Here is a 21,518-nt window from a genome sequence, read left to right on the forward strand (position 1 = left end):
GGGCGAGCAGCGGTCAGACGCGCGACTGCACCTCGGCGAGAGAGGGGTTCGTCGCCGTGCTGCCGTCCGGGAACACGAGCGTCGGGACGGTCTGGTTGCCGCCGTTGACCTCGGCGACCAGCTCTGCCGTGCCCGGCGTCTGCTCGATGTCGACCTCGCGGAAGGGCACACCGGCCTTCGTCATCTGGTTCTTCAGCCGGGCGCAGTAGCCGCACCAGCTCGTCGTGAACATCGTGACGCCGCCGGCCTCGGGCACGAACGCGTCGCGGGTGATCGTCTCGCTCATGTGCTCAGGGTAACCCCGCTGTCTGGATGGACGACCGCCTTGTCCGACATGGCTTGACGTGCTTGTTCTACATAGGTAGCTTCTGCTCATGGAACCGATCAAGCGCGTGACCGCCCCCACGCTCGACGTCCTCGACGCCCTGCTCGCAGCGGACGGACCGACCTGGGGGCTGCTCGTCATCAAGGCGACCGGACGGCAGGCGGGCACCGTGTACCCGATCCTCGAACGGCTCGAGCAGCTCGACTGGATCCGGTCGAGCTGGGACGACGACGCCGAGCGGTCTGGACCACGACGACGGCTCTACGAGTTCACTGCCGACGGTCTCGTCGCGGCGCAGGACCTCGTTGCCGCGCGGGTCGATGCCACCCGCGCCGCTGCGCGACCCACAGCCGGCGCGCGTCCGACCACCCGGCCGGTGGCGTCGTGAACGCGCTCGACCGGGTGCTGGTCGCCGCAGCCGTCGCCATCTCGCCCGCCGCGCACCGCGAGACCCGCCGGGAGCAGTGGGCCGCCGACGTGCAGGGCGCCGCCGAACTCGACCTCTCGCCGACCGCGCTCGCGTTCGGCGCCTTCACCACGGCGCTGTTCCACCGCCGAGCCGACCGTCGCACCACCTGGGGGACCACCATGACCGCTGTACCGCTCGACGTCCGTCCCGAACCACACCGCGTCCGGACCGTTCCCGTGCTCGTGGCGGTGGCGATCGCGTCGCTGCTCGCGTCGGGCGTGTGGTTGCTCTTGCAGCAGAACGCCGGATCCGCCACCCAGCGCGTCGTCGGGATGCTCGCAGGGCAAGCGCTGGTGCACGTCGTTCCCGGTGTCGCCGTGGCGGTGGCGGTCCTCCTCCTGCGGGCGACCGCTCCTCGACGGCGCATCGGGGCGAGCATGGTCCTGGCGGCGACCGTGGTGATGGTCCTCGTGCCCTCCCTCCCGGTCACCGGACCGATCCCGTTCGAGTTCTCCCTGCTCCTGACGCTCGTCCCGCTCGTCGGGTGGTTCGTCGCGACGAGCACCCCGTGGGCGGCGTGGTCGTTCGCCGTCCTCCCGATGGTCCTCGTGTCCGCGGAGCACACCGGAGCGCTGTGGACCCTGCTCCCGGCGCAGTGGAACTCGATCCTGTTCGGCGTGCCGTACCTCGCGCTCATCCTCGCCGGGTTCCTCGGCAGCCGGTTCTCCACCGATCGCTCGCGCCGGTTCGTGGCCCCCGAGGGAGCCCTGGTAGACAAGAGCGTGTGAGTGACACGCACCTCGAGATCGAGCGCACCTACGACCTGCCCGAGGGTGGGGACCTCCCCGACCTGATCGGCGTCGGCGGCATCCTGCAGTCCGACCGGCAGGAACCGTTCGAACTCGATGCGACCTACTGGGACACCGATCGCTACGACCTCGTCGCCGCCCGGGTGACGGTCCGCCGCCGGACCGGGGGGCCGGACGCCGGCTGGCACATCAAGCGCGCGGCCTCGGACACGGTCCGGCACGAGCAGCACTTCCCGCTGACCGACGACGCCGACAGCGTCCCGGACGAGGTCCTCGCGGCGCTCTTCACCGAGCGTCGGGGACGGCGCCTCCGACCGGTCGTCCGGATCACCACCACCCGCACCGTCACGCGCCTCCTCGACGAGGACGGCGACCAGATCGCCGAGCTCGCCGACGACACCGTCCGCGCCCAGCGGCTCGACGACGACGCTCCCGAGACGCCTCGCACCTGGCGCGAGGTCGAGGTCGAGACCGTCGGCGGCGTCGACGAGCAGATCGCCCACGAGCTGTTCGCCGCGCTGGACGGCCGTTTCGCCGCGGTCGGCGCCGGCCCCGCTGCCGTCTCGTCGAAGCTGGCTCGAGGGCTGGCGGGTGCACCGGCACCGCGCCTCCACACCGCAGAGAAGCCGGACAAGGGCACGGCCGCACGCGCGCTCACCAAGCGGCTCCGCAAGCTGCGCGCCGCGCTGCTCGACCAGCAGGCCGCGCTCCGCGACCCGGCGACCGCCGCCGCCGCCGACCTGCGCGAGACCGCGTCGACGGCGCTCGGCATCGCCGCCGTCCTCGGGTCGTACCGTCCGGCGTTCGCGCCCACGGACGAGATCGACCGGGCGGCAGCGGCCGCCGACGCGTTCGCGGTCGTCACCGCACGGGCAGCACTGGCGGAGTACCTCGTCGAGCGGCTGCCGCGGGCGTCCACCCCGGCGCAGGACGCCCTCGTCGACGCCATGACCCGTGAGCGCATCCTCGCGTCCACCCGCGAACGCCGGGCCGACGCGGTCCGTGACGTGGTGGCGTTCCTGCACTCCGAGCCGTTCCTCGAGCTGCTCGACGCCCTCGACGACGCCGTGGAACGGCCGCAGCCGACCGCGTGGGCGCTCCGGTCCCCGAAGCACGTCGCGCAGGACGTGTCCGCGGTCGAGAAGCCCCGGGTCCGCGACCTCGTGCGCGACGCCGTCGCCGACGAGGACGCCGAGGTCGCGGTCGTCGAGCGGGAAGCCGCGGCACTGGCCGCGACGGAACTCGCGTGGACCGCGACGCTCCGCGCCCGCATGGCGATGGACGTGCTCGGCGACGACGCGTTCCCGCACGCGCTGTGGAAGCGCATCGGCAACGCGGCCGAGGTCCTCACCGAGCGGGTCCGCTCCTTGCACGCACTCGAGCAGCTCCGCGTGAACGCCGGGATCGCCGAGCGCGGCGGCGAGGGGACCTTCGGGTACGGCGTCCTCGCGGGCGACCGGGTACGACTCGCGGAGCAGTCCTACGACGAGGCGGTGCACACGCTCAACCGCGTGTGAGCACCACCGCGTCGGCATCGGCGACGTCGAACCGCTGCCCCGGGTCCCGGAGTCCGGCCCGGGAGTGGTTCGTGTGGACGATGATCTGCTCCGCCGTCACGACCGACTCGTCGCGGACGACGCCCCGGGTGGTGTGCGCGTCACCGACGAGCGTGACGTCGAAGCCCTCCGCGGCTGCACGACGCCGACCTGCACGGCGATGACGACGAGGGCGTCGGTCATCCGGCGGCGACGGGCTCGGCGTCCGCAGCGGCAGGGGACACCTCGGCCAGCCCCAGGACGTCGAGGAGCCACGCCAGCTCGAACGCACGCTCCTTCCACGACGCGTACCGACCGCTCACGCCGCCGTGTCCGGCCGCCATCTCGGTCTTGAGCAGCACCGGCGCGCCGACCTCCCGCAGTCGCGCGGTCCACTTCGCGGGTTCGACGTAGAGCACCCGGGTGTCGTTGATGGACGTCACCGCCAGGATCTTCGGGTACTGCACGTCGTCGCGGACGTTCTCGTACGGCGAGTACTCGCTCATGTACCGGTAGACCTCGGGGTCGTGCAGCGGGTCGCCCCACTCGTCCCACTCGATCACCGTCAGGGGGAGGTCCGGGTCGAGGATGCTCGTCAGCGCGTCCACGAACGGCACGGCCGCGAGGATGCCGGCGAACCGTTCCGGCGCCAGGTTCGCGACGGCACCCATGAGGAGTCCGCCCGCGCTGCCGCCCTCGGCGACCAACCGGTCCGCGGTGGTGCGACCGGAGTCGATGAGGTGGGCGGCGACCGCGACGAAGTCGGTGAACGTGTTCTTCTTCGTGAGGGTCTTGCCGTCCTCGTACCAGTGCCGACCCATCTCGCCGCCGCCGCGGACGTGCGCGACGGCGAACACGACGCCACGGTCGAGCATGCTGAGCCGCATGACGCTGAAGCCCGGGTCGATCGAGTGCTCGTACGACCCGTAGCCGTACAGGTGCAGCGGTGCCGGCTGGTCGGGGTCGACCGCGTCCCGTCGCCACACCAGCGAGATCGGGACGCGCGTGCCGTCCGCCGCGGTGGCCCAGTCGCGCTCCTGGACGTAGTCGGCCGGGTCGTACCCACCGAGCACGGGCTGCCGTTTGAGGACCGTCACCTCGCCCGTCGCCAGATCGAGGTCGCTGACCTCGGACGGCGTCACGAACGACGTGAAGCCGATCCGGAGCGTCGGCTGCTCCCACTCGGGGTTGCCGCCGAGACCGGCCGAGAAGAGCGTCTCGTCGAACGGGACCTCGTGGGCATCCCCGTAGCCGTCGTCCTCGATCGGGATGATCGCCACCCGGGGGAGCGCCTCGGACCGGTACTCGAGCGCGAGGTGACCGGCGAACGCGTCGACGGACTCGATGCGGCGCTCCGGGTGGTGGGCGACGACGACACGGCGGTCACGCTCGGACGTCGGGTCGTCCGCGGGCACGTCGACGAGCTCGAAGTTCTCCGCACCGTCGTTGTGCAGCACCAGGAAGCGGTCGCTGCCGCCGACGATGGCGTGCTCGATCTCGTACTCGACACCCTCGCGCCGCGGCCAGACGACCTGGAACTCGCCGGTCGGGTCGGCCGCGTCGAGCACGAGGGCCTCGGACGTGATCTTCGACCCGAGCTCGATGACGATGTACTGCGACGACCGGGTGATGCCGACGCCGACCCAGTAGCGGTCGTCCGGCTCCTCGAACACGAGGACGTCCTCGGACGCCGGCGTCCCGACCGCGTGACGCCAGATGCGGTCGGGCCGCCAGGAGTCGTCGACGGTCGGGTAGAAGACGAAGCGTCCGGAGGGGTCGAACGTGGCACCGGCGCCGGTGTTGGGGATCTCGTCGGCGAGGTCCTGCCCGGTCGTCAGGTCGCGGACGTGCAGCGTGTAGCGCTCGTCGCCGGCAGTGTCAGTGCCGTAGACGAGCCGCGTGCCGTCGTCGGTGATGTCGTAGGAGCCGAGCGAGAAGAAGTCGTGGCCGTCCGCGAGGGCGTTGCTGTCGAGCACGGTCTCCTCGCCGGGGAGGGTCGTCCCGCCGTCGGCCGACGCCTCGATCGCCGGGGGCGTCCAGTCGTCCGGACCGCTGATCGGTGCGCGGCAGTGCACGCCGTACTGCGACCCCTCGGCCGTCCGCGTGAAGTACCACCAGTCACCCATCCGGACGGGAACGGAGAGGTCGGTCTCCTGCACGCGGGCCTTGACCTCGCCGAAGATCCGGTCGCGCAGGGGCGCGAGGTGCTCGGTCTGCGCCTCGGTCCAGGCGTTCTCGGCTTCGAGGTACGCGAGCGTCTCCGGCGACTCCTTGTCACGCAGCCACTCGTAGTCGTCGACGAAGTCGATGCCGTGGTGCGACCGGGTGACCGGGCGCTTCGCGGCGGTGGGCGGGGTGGCCTGTTCGTGCTCGCTGCTCACGCCCCCACCCTATGCGCAGGCCCCCATCGGCGCGGGCAGCGGCACCTGCCGGGCACCCACGGCGTCGGTGACCCGCTCGACGAAGGCCTCGAGCTCCGCTGCGACGCCGACGACCCGCCAGACACGGTCGCGCCGTCGGGCGGTGAGGGGCAGGAGCACCCCGACGCCGCACAGTCGCGTGACCGTGGGCTCGATCCCCGCGGGGAGCAGGCGCTCGAGCGTGTCCTCGGAGACGAACGGCTCGTGGCCGAGGACGTGCGCGAGGGCGGCCGGGAGTCCGAGGGTGGCGAGCCACGTGCGGTGCTCGGCGAGCAGGAGCGCGGTCGTCGTCGCTTCGTCACACACGGTGCCGATCGCGATGGCGAGGTCACGGACGAGGTCGTCGACCGAGCCGGTCCGGTACGCCTCGAGCAGGCCGAAGTAGCGGTCCCGCTCCGCCGCGAGCACGACCGCGACCGGTGCCGTGACGCGCAGCCCGAGCCCGCGGCGCCGGAGCACGGCCGCGACGAGCGCCCGACCGATCCGACCGTTGCCGTCGGTGAACGGGTGCACCGACGCGAACTGCGCGTGGACGAGTGCGGCCTGCGCGATCGGGTGGAGGTCGTCGCGGTGGGCGAAGGCGAGGAGGTCCGCCATGAGCGCCGGGACCTCGTCGGCGGGCGGCGGGACGTACGACGCCAGCCGCGGGCTGGCCCCGCCGCCGATCCAGTTCTGGACGTCCCGCCAGCGGCCCGCGTACCGGCCGTCCACGGGGTCGTCGGCCATGAGGACCCGGTGGGCGTCGAGCACCGCGGACTCGGTGATCGTCCCGCCGGGCGCGATCGCCGCGAGTCGTCCGAGCGCGGCGCCGGCTCGGACGACCAGTGTGGCACTCGGGTTCGCCCGGCCGCCGACGGACGCCCGGGCGACGTCGTCGATGGTCGCCTGCTCGAGCTCGATCCGCGAGGAGGTCACGGCCTCGGTCCGGACGAGCAGGGAGGACAGCCCCGCGAGTGCGTGTCCGTGCTCGGCGTCGAGGACCCGGAGCGCGTGTGCGGCGTGCGCGAGCAGCTGCTCGGTGCCGACGTCCGGGGTCCACCCGGCAGCGGCGATCCGCGGTGGGACCGAGGCGGTGACGGCGGTGACGAGGCGGTCGGCCCTCGGCCCGCGCTGGCCGCTGCGCCAGGGCCGGAGGACCGTCGTGTGCACGGGCCACGGTGGACGGTGGGCGGGTGACTCGGCGTGGTCCACGGTTCCTCCAGGGGTCGGCGCACGAGGACGGTACGGCGCCCGCGTCACTCGTCGCCAGGAATCCAGATGTCGTATGCGTGGAGCGCCGGCTCGCTAGCGTGGAGCCATGACCAACTCCTTCGCCATCACCGGTGCCCACGTCGTCCCCGTCACCTCCCCGGAGTTCGACGGCGGGACGGTCGTCGTCGAGGACGGCAGGATCACCGCGATCGGACCGGAGGTGACACCGCCGCCGGGGCTCCCGGTCGTGGACGCGGCCGGAGCGTGGCTCGTCCCCGGGTTCGTCGAGGCGCACGGGCACGTCGGCATCCACGAGGAGGCCAACGGCGAGGCCGGCAACGACACGAACGAGATGACCGGCCCGAACATGGCCGGCGTGCGCGCGATCGACGCCGTCGACATCCAGGACGAGGGCTTCCGCGACGCGCTCGCCGGCGGCGTCACGAGCATCGTCGTCAAGCCCGGGTCCGGCAACCCGATCGGCGGCCAGACGGTCGCGATCAAGACCTGGGGCGGCCGGACGATCGACGAGCAGCTCATCTCCGACTCGGTGAGCGTCAAGAGCGCCCTCGGCGAGAACCCCAAGCGCGTGTACGGCGGCAAGGGCCAGACGCCCTCGACGCGGCTCGGCGTCGCCAAGATCATCCGCGACGCGTTCGTCGAGGCCCAGAACTACCGTGCAGCCCGTGACGCGGCCGAGGCGAAGGGCGACCCGTTCGCTCGCGACCTCACGAAGGAGACGCTCGTGCGTGTCCTCGACGGCGAGCTCGCCTGGGACCAGCACACCCACCGCCACGACGACATCGCGACCGCGATCCGGCTCGCCGAGGAGTTCGGCTACCGCCTCGTCGTGAACCACGGCACCGAGGCGCACAAGATCGCCGACGTGCTCGCCGAGAAGGCGATCCCGGTGATCTACGGCCCGCTCTTCACGAGCCGCTCGAAGGTGGAGCTCCGCGACCGCGGCATCCCGAACCTCGCCACGATCGCCGCGGCGGGCGTCCGGGTCGCCATCACGACGGACGCGCCGGTGGTGCCGATCAACATGCTCGTCGACCAGGCCACGGCCGCCGTCAAGGAGGGGCTGCCGTGGCAGACCGCGCTCGAGGCGCTCACGACCAACCCCGCCGACATCCTCGGCTTCGGCGGCCGCGTCGGTCGTCTCGAACCCGGGTACGACGCCGACCTGGTCCTCTGGGACGGCGACCCGCTCGCGGCGACCAGCCGCGCGACGCGCGTCTGGATCGAGGGCGCCCAGGTCTTCGAGTGGGTCGACGGTCAGGGCGTCACCAGCGACCGCTGGTGACCACGTGACGGACGGGAGGCACGGTGCGGGCCCGCACCGTGCCTCCCGTCCGTCCACGGGTCGCGACGGACGCGACCCGCTCCGGTCACGCCTCGCGCGACAGCAGGAACTCGTTGATCCGCTCGGTCAGGGGCAGGTCCATCGCCCGAGTGACCCCGTTGACGGACCGGAGGGGAGCCGCCTGCCGGACGCTCGACACGAGCCAGAGGGCGTCCGCGGACTCGAGGTCGGCGAGCGTCACGAGCTCGTAGGAGGTGTCCATCCCGGCGTCCTCGGCGAAGCGGAAGACGTCGGCCTGCGTGGTGCCGGCGAGGATGCCGATGTCGGTCCGGGGCGTCACGAGCCGGCCACCGACGGACATGACCAGGTTCGCCCGGGTGCCCTCGAGCACGTAGCCGTCCGTCGACACGAACAGCGCGTCGTCGGCCCCGCGACGGCCGGCCTCGCGCAGCGCCGCCATGTTCACCGCGTACGACAGGGTCTTCGCGCCCTGCAGCAGCCACGGCGACGTCCGCTCGACGTCGTGCCGGTACCCGCGGTCGAGCGTGACGACGGAGATGCCCTCGGTCCGTGCGGGGGTCTGGTCCCCGGAGGGTGCCGCGTACGCCCAGCCCGTCGGCCGGTCCGCCCCCTCGACCCCGCGCGTGTAGACGGTCTTCACGAAGCCCTCGCGGACCGGGTCGAGCTCGGCGCACACCGCCTCGATCGTCCGCCGCCAGGCCGCGGCGTCGGGCACGGGCAGGTCGAGCATGCGGGCGGACCGCTCGAACCGCGCGAGGTGCGGCTCGAGCGCCTGCGGCCGACCGTCCACCACGGTGATGGTCTCGAACACGCCGTCGCCACGGATGACCCCGAGGTCCTGGACCTGCACGTGCTCCTCGAGCGGTGCGGCGAACCAGAACGCGTCGGCGTCCGGGTCGTGCGGCGCAGCGTCGCGGGAGGGCTGGTTGAGGATCGCGAGGACGGTTTCGGTCATGTCCCCATCCAACCGCAGCGCGGCTGGCGCCTCCACCGGGCCGTCAGCCGGCGTCGGGGAGCGCCCCGATGAGCTTCCAGACGGCGGCGGTGAGTTCCGGATGCTGCATGGCGATGCGCCGGAGCCGGTGGTACTCCTCTCCCATCGAGGTGCCCTGGCCGGACGCCGGGTGCATCGACCACTGCGCGCTCCGTGCACCGATCGCGGCGTCGAGCTCGAGGGAGTCGGCGCGGAGGATGAGCACGACCTGCTCGTCGACGGTCGGCAGCGTCGGCATGAAGTCCCACGGGTCCTCACCCTGGCGGCTCCGGTGCTCGACGAGCATCGAGATCTCCTCGGCGGCCTCGGCACGCAGCACTTCGAGGCTGCGCCCCGTCCTGCGGGACTCAGCCATGATGCCCCCGCAGCACGCCTGCCATGGAACGAGCGTACGCCACACTGGAGGGGTGACCGAACGCGCGGACCGCACGATCCAGCACCCGGCGGTGGTCGTCGTCTACCTCCTGCGGGACGGCGCCGACGGACCCGAGGTGCTCCTCGGCGAGAAGCGTCGGGGCCTCGGGACCGGCCGGCTGGTGGGACCCGGCGGCAAGCGCGAACCCGGCGAGGCCGCGGTCGACACCGCGGTCCGCGAGGTGGCCGAGGAGGTCGGCCTGCGGCTCGACCCGGCCGACCTGGAGGCACGGGGCACGCTCGACTACCGGTTCCCGTTCCGGCCGTCCTGGTCACAGGTCTCGGACGTGTTCGTCTGCCGCCGCTGGCAGGGGAGCCCGACGGGCAGTGACGAGCTCGAACCCCGCTGGATCCCGGTCGACGCCGTGCCCTACGCCGCGATGTGGGACGACGCCAAGTACTGGCTGCCCGGCGTGCTCGACGGCGGCCGGGTCCGCGCACGGTTCACGTTCGCGGAGGACAACGCCACGGTCGCCGGGTTCACCGGGTCCGACGGCTGAGCGCTCCGCGCGGGGTCAGCGGGCCTGCTGCGTCCGGGTGCTGCCCGTCCGCGCTTCCTCGGCGGCGGCCATGACGTCCGCGTCACCGCTCCGGCCGCCGAGCGGGCGGACGAAGAAGTCCACGATGCCGACCCCGATCGCGCCGATCATCGCGAACATCGCCCAACCGACGAAGAGCCCGGCGGTGTTCCGTCCGTCGGCGGGGGCGAGGAACACGCTCAGCGCGTAGAACACGACCGCCAGCGCCAGGAACACGACGACGACGGTGACGAGGACGCGGTGCCAGGCGATGCGCGGGGTCATGGCCCCAAGGATACGCCCGGCGTCACGGACGACCGCGCCTGCTCCGACCGGCGTCAGCGGTCCGCGTGCCGACCGTGCGGACGGTCCTCGACCGTGCCGCCGGGCCGTGCGCCCGAGCGCGCCGGCGCGTCGGACCGGACCGGCGCGCGCGACGCGTCCACCCGCGGGACCGGACGTGTGCGCGGTCCGGCGGTCGTGCCTCCCGGCCGGCCCGCAGGGCCTCCGCGCTCGCCGGAGCGGACCACCGGGATGCGGCCCGTCGGCGTGCTGTCGGTCTCGAGGCCGTCCCGACCTCCCATGAAGACGTCGCCGTTCGCGCGGTCGTCCTCCCACTCGTCGTCGCGCAGGACCGTCAGCGTGCCGGTCTCGGTCGAGGTGAGGCCGTGGCGCTCGAGCTCCTGGTCGCGCTGCTTGCCGAGGAACTCGCGGTTCGCGTTCTGGGCGTCCTGGAACATCGTCGTCCGACCGGTCACGATCGCGCGGATGCGGCGGTGCTCCCACCACATCTTGCCGACGTACATGAGCACCAGCCCGGCCCCCGCGTAGCAGGCCATCGTGACGAGCCCGCGGGTGAGGCCCGGCCCGACGCCGTAGATCTGGTGCTTGATCATGTCGACCATGCTCGAGCCGACGACCACGTTGTTCAGCCAGGCGAACGGCTCGGGCATGAACCACTTCGGGTAGGCGCCGCCGGAGGACGGCATCGACAGGAAGACGAAGCAGATCATGGCCGGGGCGGCGATGAACCGGCCGGCGAAGTAGCTCAGGCCGTTCACCGCCAGGCCGATCGCGACGATCCATCCCCAGGCGATGAGGACGAGCGGGACGAAGTGCCCGTGGATCGCGCCGACGACCGGGCCGGCGAGCGTGTTCGTGATGAGCGAGATGACGAGGCCGCCGATCACGATCACCGCCATCCGGGTGCGGTGCCGCAGCGGGCCGCCCATGATGCCGATGAACATCGCGACCATGTAGCCGCCGATGCACCAGGCGAGCATGACGTACATCGACACGGTGCCGAACTCGTCGTACGTGGGGAGCGGGGCGAGCTCGGTGATCCTCGGCGCCGCCGTTCCGCCGGCCTCGAGCACGGCGGACAGCGTCGCGGGGACGAGCGAGGCGACCTGGAACTGGTGCGCGCTGGCCTTGAAGAACTCGTTGGCGGACGGGTCGTAGGCGACGGCCATGCTGCCCGCGAGCACGTCCCGCTTCGCGCTCGCGAGGGAGTCGTACACGTGGAACACGTACTCGCCGGGCAGGGCCTTGCCCACTGCGGCGACGAGTGTCGGGTCGCTGCCGACCAGGGCCACCGGGACGTCGTGCGGGTGCGGCGCGTGGAACGCGAAGACGTAGCAGAGGCAGAAGCCCACGATGAAGAACAGCGGCATCCAGAGCTGGAGGCCGATGAGCTGGAGCGACGGGTGCAGCGTGCCGTACCAGCGACGGTACGCACTGATCCGCTGCGGCTCGGGCACCGGGGCCTGGCGGACCCGACGGTGGCCGGCGACGGACGACCCCCGCCGCGGGTGCGTGCCGCGGGTCGAGGGGCGGGTGGTCCGCTTCGGGGGGAGGTCGTTCCGCGGGGTGCTCACTCGGCCAGGTGCTCCTGTTCTCGATCCGGAGCGTCAGGATACGCCCGGGGTGCTCGGAGCGACCGGGACGGGTCAGCTGCGGCTGCGGGACGCCTGTGCCGAGTCCATCGCGAGCTCTTCGGCGTCGAGCGTGACGAGCACGCGGCGCATGACCTCCTCGTCGAGGTTCCCCTTCTCCCGCTCGTCGAGGACGATCTCGCGGCGCCGGTCGAGCAGGTCGCGCCGGATGTCCTGCATCTGCGCCCCCCGGAGCCGGCTCGGCAGGTGCTGGTCCTCGGTCTCCTCCTCGAGCGCGTCCTGTCGGAAGGTCTCCGCCGCACGCTCGAGCCGTGCCTTGAGCCGCGCCACGAAGACGTCGGTGGCCTCGGCGCCGAACCGCTCGCCCCACTCGGGCCGCCGCTGCTCGATGAGGTCGATCGCCGCGCGGGTGGTGCGCTCGTTGAGCCGCATCTCGCTCCGGACGTCCTCGATGCCCTCCTCGGGGTCCTGCACGTCGAGCGCCCGGATGACGAACGGCAGCGTCAGGCCCTGGAGCAGCAGGGTGCCGACGGTCACGATGAACGCGATCACGAAGATGGTGTCCTGCGCCGGGATCTCCGTCGGGCTCGCCACGACCGAGACCGCCGCCGCGAGGGTGACCACCCCGCGCATGCCGGTCCAGGAGATCACGGTGAGCTCGCGCCAGTTGAGCTTCGGTTCGGCCGTACCGCGCATCCACCGCAACGACGGGTGGCCCCGGGACAGCCGGATGCGCAGCGGGCGGAGCCACCGTCCGTTGATCCGGTTGCGGACGTACGACTCGAACACGAACAGCGGCCGGACGAGGATCACGACGGCCAGCACCACCAGGGCGGCGGTCAGCGTCTGGCCGAGGCTCCGCTCGCTCTCGACGAGCTTCTGCACGACGTCGTTCAGCTGCAGCCCGATGAGCGCGAAGACGAAGCCCTCGAGGATGACGTCGATGCTCGTCCACAGCGGGCGCTCCTGCAGGCGGGTCGCGTAGCCCTCCTTCGGCGAGTTGTACCCGATGTAGAGGCCGGCCGTGACGACCGCGATGACGCCGGAGCCGGAGAGGTGTTCGGCGCCGATGTACGCGACGAACGGCAGCAGGATGCTCATGATCGTCTCGACCACGGGGTCGTTGATGCGCATCCGGATCCAGTGCACGAGCACGCCGAGCACGCCGCCGACCACCAGACCGACACCGATCGCGAGGCCGAAGATGCCGAGGTCCTGCCAGACGGTCAGGGACGTCCCGGCGATGATCAGCGTGAACACCCGCACCAGGGTCAGCGAGGCCGCGTCGTTGATGAGGCTCTCACCGGACAGGACCGTCATCACGCGTCGGGGGAGTCCGAGCTTCCGGCCGATCGCCGCGGCGGACACGGCGTCCGGTGGGGCGACGATCGCACCGAGCAGGATCGCGGCCGGCAGTGTCATGTCCGGGATGAGGAGGTATGCGACCGCGCCGACCACGAGCGCGGTGACGATGACGAGGAAGATGCCGAGTCGGCGGATCTGCTTGATGGAGGTCCGGAAGCTCTGCCACGACACGTCGAGCGCCGCGGAGTAGAGCAGTGGCGGCAGGACCACCGTGAGGATCACTTCGGAGTCGATCTCGATGTGGGGCAGCCCGGGGAGGAACGACGCCGCGAGGGCGACCGCGGTGACGAGCAGGGGTGCCGGCAGTCCCTTCGCCCGTGCGAACCCGGTCACCGCGAGCGATCCGATCAGCATGGCGAGGAGCTCGACGGTGTCCATGAGGAACATTCTCTCATCGGAATGGTTCCGTTCCTGAACAGATCGACAGGCATGGTGAACGTCCGGTGAACACCAGGGTTTGTGCTCGGGCCGGTCGCCTGGGACACTTTCCCGCGGTGGACATCACACTCATAGTCGTCCTGGTCATCGCGTTGGCCCTCTTCTTCGACTTCACAAACGGTTTTCACGACACCGCCAACGCGATGGCGACCCCGATCGCGACCGGCGCCATGAAGCCCAAGGTCGCGGTCACCGTCGCAGCGGTGCTCAACCTCGTCGGTGCGTTCCTCAGCACGGCGGTGGCGACCTCGATCTCGCACGGGCTCATCAACGAGGGCCCTGGTGGCGTGGCGATCACCCCGGAGATGATCTTCGCGGGCCTCATCGGCGCGGTCGTGTGGAACATGATCACGTGGCTCCGCGGCCTGCCGTCGTCCTCGTCGCACGCGCTGTTCGGTGGCCTCATCGGCGCCGCGATCGTCGGCGCCGGCTTCCAGTCGGTCAACTACGCGGCGCTCCTCACCGTCGTCATCATCCCGGCGTTCCTCTCGCCCGTGATCGCGGCGCTCGTCTCGTTCCTCTCGACGCGCATCGCGTACCGCATCACCCGGCGCCCGGTGTTCCCGAACGAGCGCGGTGGGTTCCGCTTCGGCCAGGTCTTCACCAGTTCGATGGTGTCGCTCGCGCACGGCACGAACGACGCGCAGAAGACGATGGGCGTCATCACGCTGACGCTGATCGCCTCGGGTGCCCAGTCGGCGGACCAGGGCGTGCAGTTCTGGGTCGTCGTGGCCTGTGCCCTCGCGATCGCCCTCGGCACGTACACCGGCGGCTGGCGCATCATCCGCACGCTCGGGTCGGGCATCACCGAGATCCGGGCGACCCAGGGCTTCGCAGCCGAGGCCTCGACCGCCGCGACGATCCTCGCGTCGAGCCACCTCGGCTTCGCGCTGTCGACCACGCAGGTGTCGTCGGGTTCGATCATCGGCGCCGGCCTCGGTCGTCGCGGGTCGAAGATCCAGTGGTCCACCGCGGGCAAGATCGTCATCGCCTGGTTCATCACGCTCCCGGCGGCGGCTCTGGTCGGCGCCGTGGCGTCGGGCATCGCGCGCATCGGCGTCGGCGGGCTCGTCATCGACGCGGTGGTCGGAGCCGCGGTGATCCTCGGGCTGTACCTGTGGTCGCTGCGGAAGCCGCACGACCAGGCCGCCGCGATCGAGGTCGACGTGGCCGCGAACGCCGTGCTGACCCGCAAGGAGCGCCGCGACATGCAGCGCAAGAAGCGCGCCGAGGTCGTCGCGGCCCGCCGTGCCGAGCTGAGCCGCGAGCGCACGCTGCGCCGCATGGCCGCACGCAAGGGAGGACGACGCTGATGGGCATCGACTGGCTGGCGTTCGTCAGTGTCGCGGTGGTCTCGGTCGTCGCGGCGTGCTTCGTCGTGACGGTGTACTCGGTCGGCCTCCGGTTCTGGAGCGCCGCCGACACCCGCGCCGGGAAGTACACGATCAAGGACGACGGGACCGTCGGGCCGGCGACCGCCGGGTTCCCGCTCCCCGGGCAGACCCCGCCGGGGGTGCGGCTGTACCGCTCGCTCGCGGTCGTCTGCTTCGCCGTCTGCGCCGCGGCCGTCCTCTACGGCATCTACCTCATCGTCCCGCAGTTCCACTGACGGGTGCTGCGCCCTGGCGCACGACTGGTCGCTGACGCGACCAGAGGGCGGACGCGACCAGAGGGCTGACGCGACCGGAGGGCGGCCGGGAGGCTCGTGGCGGCGCCGCCACGAGCCTCCCGTCCGTCTGCCTGGTCGCGGCGGACGCACGCCGACACGCGCCCGCCACCGCACCAGGACCGGCCGGACGGTTCGGACTAGCCTGGGCCGGGTGAGCAACGACGCACCACGACCCACCCGCACCGAGACCGACTCCCTGGGCAGCCGGGAGGTCCCGGCCGACGCCTACTGGGGCATCAACACCCTCCGGGCGCTCGAGAACTTCCCCATCACGTCGGTCCCGATCGCGGTGTACCCGGACCTGATCGAGGCCCTCGCGACCGTCAAGCAGGCCGCGGCCCGCGCGAACAAGGCGATCGGGGTGCTCGACGGCGAGCGCGCCGACGCCATCGACGCCGCCGCGCAGGAGGTCCGGGACGGCCGGCTCCGCGACCAGTTCGTGGTCGACGTCGTGCAGGGCGGTGCCGGCACGAGCACGAACATGAACACGAACGAGGTGCTCGCGAACCGTGCCCTCGAACTGCTCGGCCGGGAGAAGGGCGACTACGCGTACCTGCACCCGATCGACCACGTGAACCGCAGCCAGTCGACGAACGACACGTACCCGACGAGCATCAAGCTCGCGATGATCCTCGGGGTGCGGCGGCTCAACACGCAGCTCGAGGCCCTCTCCGACTCCTTCGCCGAGCGCGGGCGGGCCTTCGCGGACGTCCTGAAGATCGGGCGGACCCAGCTGCAGGACGCCGTGCCGATGACGCTCGGGCAGGAGTTCACCGGGTTCTCGCACACCATCCAGGAGGACGTCCTCCTGCTCTCGAAGGTGATGCCGCTGCTCGCGGAGACGAACCTCGGCGCGACGGCGATCGGCACCGGCATCACCGCCGATCCGCTGTACCGCGACGAGGTCCGCCGGCAGTTGGAGATCGCGACCGGGCTCGACGTGGTGACCGCCCCGGACCTCATCGAGGCGACGAGCGACGCCGGTGCGTTCATGACGCTGTCCGGCACGGTGAAGCGCAGCGCGGCGAAGCTCTCGAAGATCTGCAACGACCTCCGCCTCCTCGCCTCGGGGCCGCAGGCGGGACTCGGCGAGATCACGCTCCCGGCGCGGCAGGCGGGTTCCTCGATCATGCCCGGCAAGGTGAACCCGGTGATCCCGGAGGTCGTGAACCAGATCGCGTTCGCGGTCGTCGGTGCGGACACCACCGTGACCATGGCGGCCGAGGGCGGTCAGCTGCAGCTCAACGCGTTCGAGCCGATCATCGCGCACTCGATCATGCAGTCGCTGCAGTGGATGGCGAACGGCTGCGAGACGCTCCGCGTGCACTGCGTGACCGGGATCGAGGCGAACGAGGCGAAGCTCGCAGCCCAGGTCGACACGAACGTCGGCGTCGTGACCGCGCTGACGCCGTACATCGGGTACGCGGCCGCGGCGTCGATCGCGCACACGGCGCTGACCACCTCGACACCGATCGCGACGCTCGTCACGGCTGCCGGGCTCATGGAGGAGGACCAGGTGCAGCGCGTCCTCTCGCCGGCACGACTGTCCGGCATCGAGCTCGCGACGGGGGCGATCCCGGTCATCACCGAGGAGATGCTGGACCAGGCCGCGCGCGAGCGCTGAGCGCGTCGGACGGTGCGCGTCGCACGGCGTGGGGCCGCGTCGCACGGTGCGAGGTTCCACGCACCGTGCGAGGGCTGAGGCGTCGCACGGTGCGTACTTCCTCGCACGGTGCGGTGCCGCCTCGCACGGTGCGACGTCGTCGCACGGTGCGAGGTTCCACGCACCGTGCGAGCGCCAGGAGCCCGCACCATGTGTGGAACCTCGCACCGTGCGTCCGGCGCCTCGCACCGTGCATCCGCTGCCTCGCACCGTGCGAGGCACCGGCCCCGCCTACGGCATCGGGGGTTCGCTGACCTGCACCTTCCCGGCGAGGTCACGGAGGTGCGCCTCCTGAGCGGACTCCTCGTCGTCGCGGGGGAGCTTCGCGGCCTCGACCCGGACGTGGTGCGCGGCGGCGATGTCGGCGTCCCGCCACCGGGCCAGGGTGAAGTTGCGCGTGACGTCCCGGAGCGGGAGCCGGATGGCCTCGTCGGCCTCGATCCCGGCGAAGAGCTGGCGCATCCGGATGACCTCGGAGTCGAGTTCACCGCCGACGACGAGCACGAAGTTCGAGATGTACAGGTACACGAGCAGCAGGATCGCCCCACCGAGCCAGCCGTACGCCCGGTTCCCCGCGCCGATCGTCTCGACGTAGACCGCGAACCCGAGGGTCGCGATCGCCCAGGTCACGATCGCGAACGCGGCACCGGCGGACACCCACCGGAGTTGCGGCGTCCTCACGTTCGGCGTCGCGTAGTAGAGCACGGCCACCATCACCACGAGGTCCGCCGCGAGGACGGGCCACTTCAGCACGTTCCACAGGTCGTCGACCCAGATCGGCCAGCCCATCTGGTCGACGATCGCCGCGGCGATGGTCGGGGTGCCGAGCAGGATGAGGATCGCGACGGCACCGCCGACCATGACGAGCAGCGTGACGAGGAGCATCATGCTGCGGAACTTCCAGATCCGGCGGCCCTCCTCGACCTCGTAGGCGGTGTTCATCGCGCGGCCGAACGCCGTCGCGTACCCGGACAACGACCACAGCGTCAGCACCACTCCGGTCGCGAAGCCGAGCCAGGGGTTGTCGAGCGAGAGCAGCTGCCGCAGGGGTTCCTCGAGGTGCGTGGCCGTCTCGGGCCGCACGATGAACCCGAGCACCTGGATGATGTCCTCGAGCCCGTCGCCCGATCGGTCCACGATCGCGAGTGCGGACACCACCGCGAGCGCTGTCGGGAACACCGTGAGGGTCGCGAAGAACGTCAGCGAGGCCGCGGCGTCGACGACCCGGTGCCGGATGACCGAGTGGTAGGTACGCCGGACGACGGCGCGGACCCCGGTCCGCTGGATGGCGCGCGCGTCGCGGTCCGGCATGCGTACGAAACTACCTGCATCCGGACGGGAGGCGCGGTGCGGGCCCGCCATGCGCCTCCAGGCCGGCGTCTGGTCGCGCTGGCGACCCGCTGCCGAGACTCGGCGCGCGGCGCCCGAGACTCGGGGTGCGCCGGCCGAGACTCGGGTGCGCCGGCCGAGTCTCGGGGTGGGCGACAGTTCTCGTGCCCTCGGCCGCGAGCAGTGTCGCGTAGCGCGAGACTCGGGGCGCGCCGGCCGAGCCTCGGGGTGCGCCGGCCGGAACTCGGGGTGCGGCGGCCGGTAGCGGGGTGCGGCGGCCGAGTCTCGGGGTGGGCGACAGTTCTCGTGCCCTCGGCCGCGAGCAGTGTCGCGTAGCGCAAGACTCGGGGCGCGGCGGCCGAGACTCGGGGCGCGCCGGCCGAGCCTCGGGGTGCGCCGGCCGAGACTCGGGGCGGGCGACAGTACTCGTGCCCTCGGCCGCGAGCAGTGTCGCGTAGCGCGAGACTCGGGGTGCGGCGGCCGAGCCTCGGGGCGCGCCGGCCGAGCCTCGGGGTGCGCCTAGTTCGCGTGCGGGTGCAGCGCGTCGTACCGCCGGAACGACGGCACGAGACGGAGCAGCAGCGCGACCAGCCCGATGATGAGCACGCCACCGATGATGGGCGGGTACGCGATGCCCGCCGCCACGACGAGCCCCGCGTACAGGTCGCCGACCCGCGGGCCGCCCGTCACGACGACGATGAAGATGCCCTGCAACCGTCCGCGCATCCCGTCCGGCGCCGCCGCCTGGAGGATCGTGTTCCGGAACACCGAGCTCACGTTGTCCGCCCCGCCCGAGATCGCGAGGAACAGCGCCGCGAGCGCGAGCGCCGGCAGGATCCCGACGTCGAAGCGCTCACCGGCGCGGCCACCGAGTGCGTGCGCGACCGCGATGACGACGCCGAACCCGGCGATCGCCGCGCCGTACGCCGTGATCGCCCAGCCCACGGCCTCGCCCTGGCGGCGGACGTGCCCGAGGGGACCGGAGAACACGCTCGAGAGCAGCGCGCCGATCGCGTACGCCGCGGTGAGCGTGCCGACCGTGATGGACCCGCCGCCGATCACGAGCGCGCCGATCGCGGGGAAGAGCACCCGCGGCTGCCCGAAGGTCATCGCCACGATGTCGAGCACGAACGTCATCGTGATGTTGCGCGAGCGCTTCAGGAACCGGGCGCCCTCGACGAGCGAACCGAGCCCCGGGCGGAGCGCGTCGTCGTCCGCCGCCATCCGCGGCAGCGTGAACACCCCGAGGAACGCGAACGTGAAGAGCACCACGTCGATCGTGTACGTCGGAGCGAAACCGACGGTCGCGATGAGCACACCCGCGATCGCCGGACCGACGGTGACCTGGAACCCGGACGCGATCCCGCCGAGGGCGCTCGCCGCGGGGAGCAGGTCCGTGCCGACCAGCCGCGGCACGATCGCCGAGCGCGAGGCGTTGCTGACGGTCGCGGCGACGGCGTTCACCGTGGCGAGCACGTACAGCAGGACGACGCTGTGCAGTCCGAGCCAGGCGTGGGTGGCGATGAGGGCGACCGAGCCCCACGCGACGATCGAGGACACGAGCGCGACGAGCCGGCGGTCGAACGCGTCCGCGAGCATGCCCCCGTACAGCCCGGCGGCGATCATCGGGACGAGGGCGATGACGCCGACGAGGGCCACCGCGAAGGTCGAGTGCGTGATCTCGTAGACCTCGAGGCCGACGGCCACGGTGGTCATCTGCGTGCCGATGCCGGCGATCGCCGTGCCCGCCCACAGCCGCGCGAACGCGGGGGAGCGGCGGAGCGGGGTGAGGTCGGCGAGCAGGCGGCGGCGCGGTGCAGTGTCGGATCGTGTCACGGTGGAACCATTCTGGTGCCTGTCGGCGACGACGGGGTGGTCGGCGTTCGCGGGCAGCGTGACGACCGACGTCCAGCGGATGACCGGGGATGCGACCTGGTTGACTTGCGGGCATGACTGACCTCAACAGCAAGCCCGAGTTCGACGCCCCCGAGGGCCCGGCCCCCACCGAGCTCGTGATCACCGACATCGTCGAGGGCTCCGGCGACGAGGCGACCGCCGGCTCGACCGTCAAGGTCCACTACGCCGGCGTCGAGTACGAGTCCGGCGAGGAGTTCGACAGCTCGTGGAACCGTGGCGAGCCGATCGACTTCCCGCTCGCGGCGCTCGTGCGCGGCTGGCAGGAGGGCATCCCCGGCATGAAGGTCGGCGGTCGCCGCAAGCTCGTCGTCCCGCCGGAGCTCGCCTACGGCCCGGCCGGCGGCGGACACTTCCTCTCCGGCAAGACCCTCATCTTCGTGATCGACCTCCTCGGGGTCCGCTGATGCAGGTCGGCGCCCCGACGATCGAGCTGAACGACGGCCACCGGTTCCCCGAGCTCGGGCTCGGCACCTACGGCCTGAACGGCGACGAGGGCACCGCGCAGGTGCAGGCGGCGATCGCGAGCGGCTACCGGCTGCTCGACACCGCCCTCAACTACGGCAACGAGGACGCCGTCGGCCGTGCGGTCCGGGAGTCCGGGGTCGACCGCGAGGACCTCGTCGTCACCACGAAGCTGCCGGGGCGCCACCACGGGTACGACGAGGCGCACCGGTCGATCGACGAGTCGCTCGCGAACCTCGGCCTCGACCACGTGGATCTCTACCTCATCCACTGGCCGAACCCGTCCGTCGACAAGTTCGTCGACACGTGGAAGGCGTTCGTGGACCTCCGCGACGCGGGCAAGGTCCGATCGATCGGCGTCTCGAACTTCACGCCGGACCACCTGAAGCGCATCGTCGACGCCACCGGTGTCGCTCCGGCCGTGAACCAGGTCGAGCTGCACCCGTACTTCCCCCAGGCCCAGCTGCGGAAGGTGCACCAGGAGCTCGGCATCGTGACCGAGAGCTGGAGCCCCCTCGCGAAGCAGTCGGAGCTCATGAGCGAGCCGGCGGTCGTCGCCGCGGCCGAGGCCCACGGTGTCACGCCCGGCCAGGTCGTGCTGCGCTGGCACGTCCAGCTCGGCGCCGTGCCGGTGCCGAAGTCGGGCGACCCGGAGCGCCAGCGGCAGAACCTCGACGTGTTCGGCTTCGAGCTGACCGACGACGAGGTGCGGGCGATCTCCGCGTTCGAGCGCGGCCGCCTCTGGGACGGCGACCCGGACACGCACGAGGAGATGTAGACGCTGCGCGTCTGATCGCACGAGGCGTTGTGGACGCTGCGCGTCTGGCGGACGGGAGGC

General features: G+C 71.9%; 20 protein-coding genes. 10 read left to right on the forward strand and 10 right to left on the reverse strand.

The window, feature by feature from the left end; genetic code table 11:
• Positions 1 to 13 precede the first annotated feature (13 nt).
• Positions 14 to 286, reverse strand: coding sequence for a mycoredoxin (locus tag MON03_RS05230; protein WP_022902366.1), 273 nt, complete (start codon positions 284 to 286; stop codon positions 14 to 16).
• Between the two features lie 88 nt (positions 287 to 374).
• Here MON03_RS05230 and MON03_RS05235 point away from each other — a divergent pair, with 88 nt between their 5' ends.
• From MON03_RS05235 to MON03_RS05245, 3 genes are read left to right on the forward strand one after another with little or no spacing between them, the layout of a single operon-like run.
• Positions 375 to 713 (forward strand): PadR family transcriptional regulator, encoded by a 339-nt coding sequence (locus MON03_RS05235; RefSeq protein ID WP_242090912.1) that lies wholly within the window; start codon positions 375 to 377, stop codon positions 711 to 713.
• Positions 710 to 1,522, forward strand: a complete 813-nt coding sequence (locus MON03_RS05240; protein ID WP_022902364.1) for a hypothetical protein — start codon at positions 710 to 712, stop codon at positions 1,520 to 1,522. Before MON03_RS05235 ends, MON03_RS05240 begins: the two co-directional genes overlap by 4 nt.
• Positions 1,519 to 3,060: a CYTH domain-containing protein gene (locus tag MON03_RS05245; RefSeq protein WP_242090914.1), complete on the forward strand. Its 1,542-nt coding sequence runs from the start codon at positions 1,519 to 1,521 to the stop codon at positions 3,058 to 3,060. The genes MON03_RS05240 and MON03_RS05245 overlap by 4 nt, the downstream gene beginning before the upstream one ends.
• Positions 3,061 to 3,278: 218 nt before the next feature.
• Here the strand turns inward: MON03_RS05245 and MON03_RS05250 are convergent, their stop codons facing one another.
• Together MON03_RS05250 and MON03_RS05255 are read right to left on the reverse strand one after the other, a co-directional pair.
• Positions 3,279 to 5,459, reverse strand: coding sequence for a S9 family peptidase (locus MON03_RS05250; protein ID WP_242090916.1), 2,181 nt, complete (start codon positions 5,457 to 5,459; stop codon positions 3,279 to 3,281).
• 9 nt (positions 5,460 to 5,468) lie between these two features.
• Positions 5,469 to 6,647 carry a Fic family protein gene (locus MON03_RS05255; protein WP_242090918.1) on the reverse strand — a complete coding sequence of 393 codons (1,179 nt, stop codon included), beginning with the start codon at positions 6,645 to 6,647 and terminating at the stop codon, positions 5,469 to 5,471.
• Between the two features lie 148 nt (positions 6,648 to 6,795).
• On the opposite strand from MON03_RS05255, the gene MON03_RS05260 reads away from it, so the two are divergent.
• Positions 6,796 to 7,995, forward strand: a complete 1,200-nt coding sequence (locus tag MON03_RS05260) for an amidohydrolase (RefSeq protein WP_242090920.1) — start codon at positions 6,796 to 6,798, stop codon at positions 7,993 to 7,995.
• A gap of 85 nt (positions 7,996 to 8,080) precedes the next feature.
• On the opposite strand, the gene MON03_RS05265 is transcribed toward MON03_RS05260, so the two are convergent.
• Positions 8,081 to 8,971, reverse strand: a complete 891-nt coding sequence (locus MON03_RS05265; protein ID WP_242090922.1) for an aminodeoxychorismate lyase — start codon at positions 8,969 to 8,971, stop codon at positions 8,081 to 8,083.
• A gap of 43 nt (positions 8,972 to 9,014) precedes the next feature.
• Positions 9,015 to 9,365, reverse strand: a complete 351-nt coding sequence (locus MON03_RS05270) for a hypothetical protein (RefSeq protein ID WP_022902123.1) — start codon at positions 9,363 to 9,365, stop codon at positions 9,015 to 9,017.
• Positions 9,366 to 9,417: 52 nt separating this feature from the next.
• On the opposite strand from MON03_RS05270, the gene MON03_RS05275 reads away from it, so the two are divergent.
• Positions 9,418 to 9,924, forward strand: coding sequence for an 8-oxo-dGTP diphosphatase (locus MON03_RS05275; RefSeq protein WP_242090924.1), 507 nt, complete (start codon positions 9,418 to 9,420; stop codon positions 9,922 to 9,924).
• Between the two features lie 15 nt (positions 9,925 to 9,939).
• Here MON03_RS05275 and MON03_RS05280 read toward each other — a convergent pair whose 3' ends face one another.
• The 3 genes from MON03_RS05280 to MON03_RS05290 form a co-directional block, all read right to left on the reverse strand.
• Positions 9,940 to 10,227, reverse strand: coding sequence for a hypothetical protein (locus MON03_RS05280; RefSeq protein ID WP_022902125.1), 288 nt, complete (start codon positions 10,225 to 10,227; stop codon positions 9,940 to 9,942).
• Positions 10,228 to 10,280: 53 nt separating this feature from the next.
• The gene (locus tag MON03_RS05285) at positions 10,281 to 11,819 is read right to left on the reverse strand and encodes an ABC transporter permease (protein WP_242090925.1); all 1,539 of its coding nucleotides are present in this window, start codon (positions 11,817 to 11,819) and stop codon (positions 10,281 to 10,283) included.
• Between the two features lie 72 nt (positions 11,820 to 11,891).
• Positions 11,892 to 13,580, reverse strand: a complete 1,689-nt coding sequence (locus tag MON03_RS05290; RefSeq protein ID WP_242090927.1) for a cation:proton antiporter — start codon at positions 13,578 to 13,580, stop codon at positions 11,892 to 11,894.
• Between the two features lie 116 nt (positions 13,581 to 13,696).
• On the opposite strand from MON03_RS05290, the gene MON03_RS05295 reads away from it, so the two are divergent.
• The 3 genes from MON03_RS05295 to MON03_RS05305 all read left to right on the forward strand — a co-directional run bounded on the left by MON03_RS05295 (position 13,697) and on the right by MON03_RS05305 (position 16,933).
• Positions 13,697 to 14,953, forward strand: coding sequence for an inorganic phosphate transporter (locus MON03_RS05295; protein WP_175328447.1), 1,257 nt, complete (start codon positions 13,697 to 13,699; stop codon positions 14,951 to 14,953).
• Positions 14,953 to 15,249 carry a hypothetical protein gene (locus MON03_RS05300; RefSeq protein WP_022902129.1) on the forward strand — a complete coding sequence of 99 codons (297 nt, stop codon included), beginning with the start codon at positions 14,953 to 14,955 and terminating at the stop codon, positions 15,247 to 15,249. Before MON03_RS05295 ends, MON03_RS05300 begins: the two co-directional genes overlap by 1 nt.
• Positions 15,250 to 15,460: 211 nt before the next feature.
• Positions 15,461 to 16,933: an aspartate ammonia-lyase gene (locus MON03_RS05305; RefSeq protein WP_031272263.1), complete on the forward strand. Its 1,473-nt coding sequence runs from the start codon at positions 15,461 to 15,463 to the stop codon at positions 16,931 to 16,933.
• A gap of 270 nt (positions 16,934 to 17,203) precedes the next feature.
• On the opposite strand, the gene MON03_RS05310 is transcribed toward MON03_RS05305, so the two are convergent.
• Together MON03_RS05310 and MON03_RS05315 are read right to left on the reverse strand one after the other, a co-directional pair.
• On the reverse strand, positions 17,204 to 18,283 hold the full coding sequence (locus MON03_RS05310) for a YihY/virulence factor BrkB family protein (protein ID WP_242090929.1): 1,080 nt from the start codon (positions 18,281 to 18,283) through the stop codon (positions 17,204 to 17,206).
• Between the two features lie 537 nt (positions 18,284 to 18,820).
• On the reverse strand, positions 18,821 to 20,137 hold the full coding sequence (locus MON03_RS05315) for an MFS transporter (protein ID WP_022902132.1): 1,317 nt from the start codon (positions 20,135 to 20,137) through the stop codon (positions 18,821 to 18,823).
• Between the two features lie 113 nt (positions 20,138 to 20,250).
• On the opposite strand from MON03_RS05315, the gene MON03_RS05320 reads away from it, so the two are divergent.
• A complete protein-coding gene (locus MON03_RS05320; protein ID WP_022902133.1) occupies positions 20,251 to 20,622 on the forward strand; it encodes an FKBP-type peptidyl-prolyl cis-trans isomerase in 372 nt (123 codons plus the stop codon).
• The gene (locus MON03_RS05325; protein WP_242090931.1) at positions 20,622 to 21,458 is read left to right on the forward strand and encodes an aldo/keto reductase; all 837 of its coding nucleotides are present in this window, start codon (positions 20,622 to 20,624) and stop codon (positions 21,456 to 21,458) included. Before MON03_RS05320 ends, MON03_RS05325 begins: the two co-directional genes overlap by 1 nt.
• Positions 21,459 to 21,518 lie beyond the last annotated feature (60 nt).

It is taken from the genome of Curtobacterium sp. DN_7.5 (assembly GCF_022655355.1).
GTDB classification, from domain to species: Bacteria; Actinomycetota; Actinomycetes; order Actinomycetales; family Microbacteriaceae; genus Curtobacterium; species Curtobacterium luteum.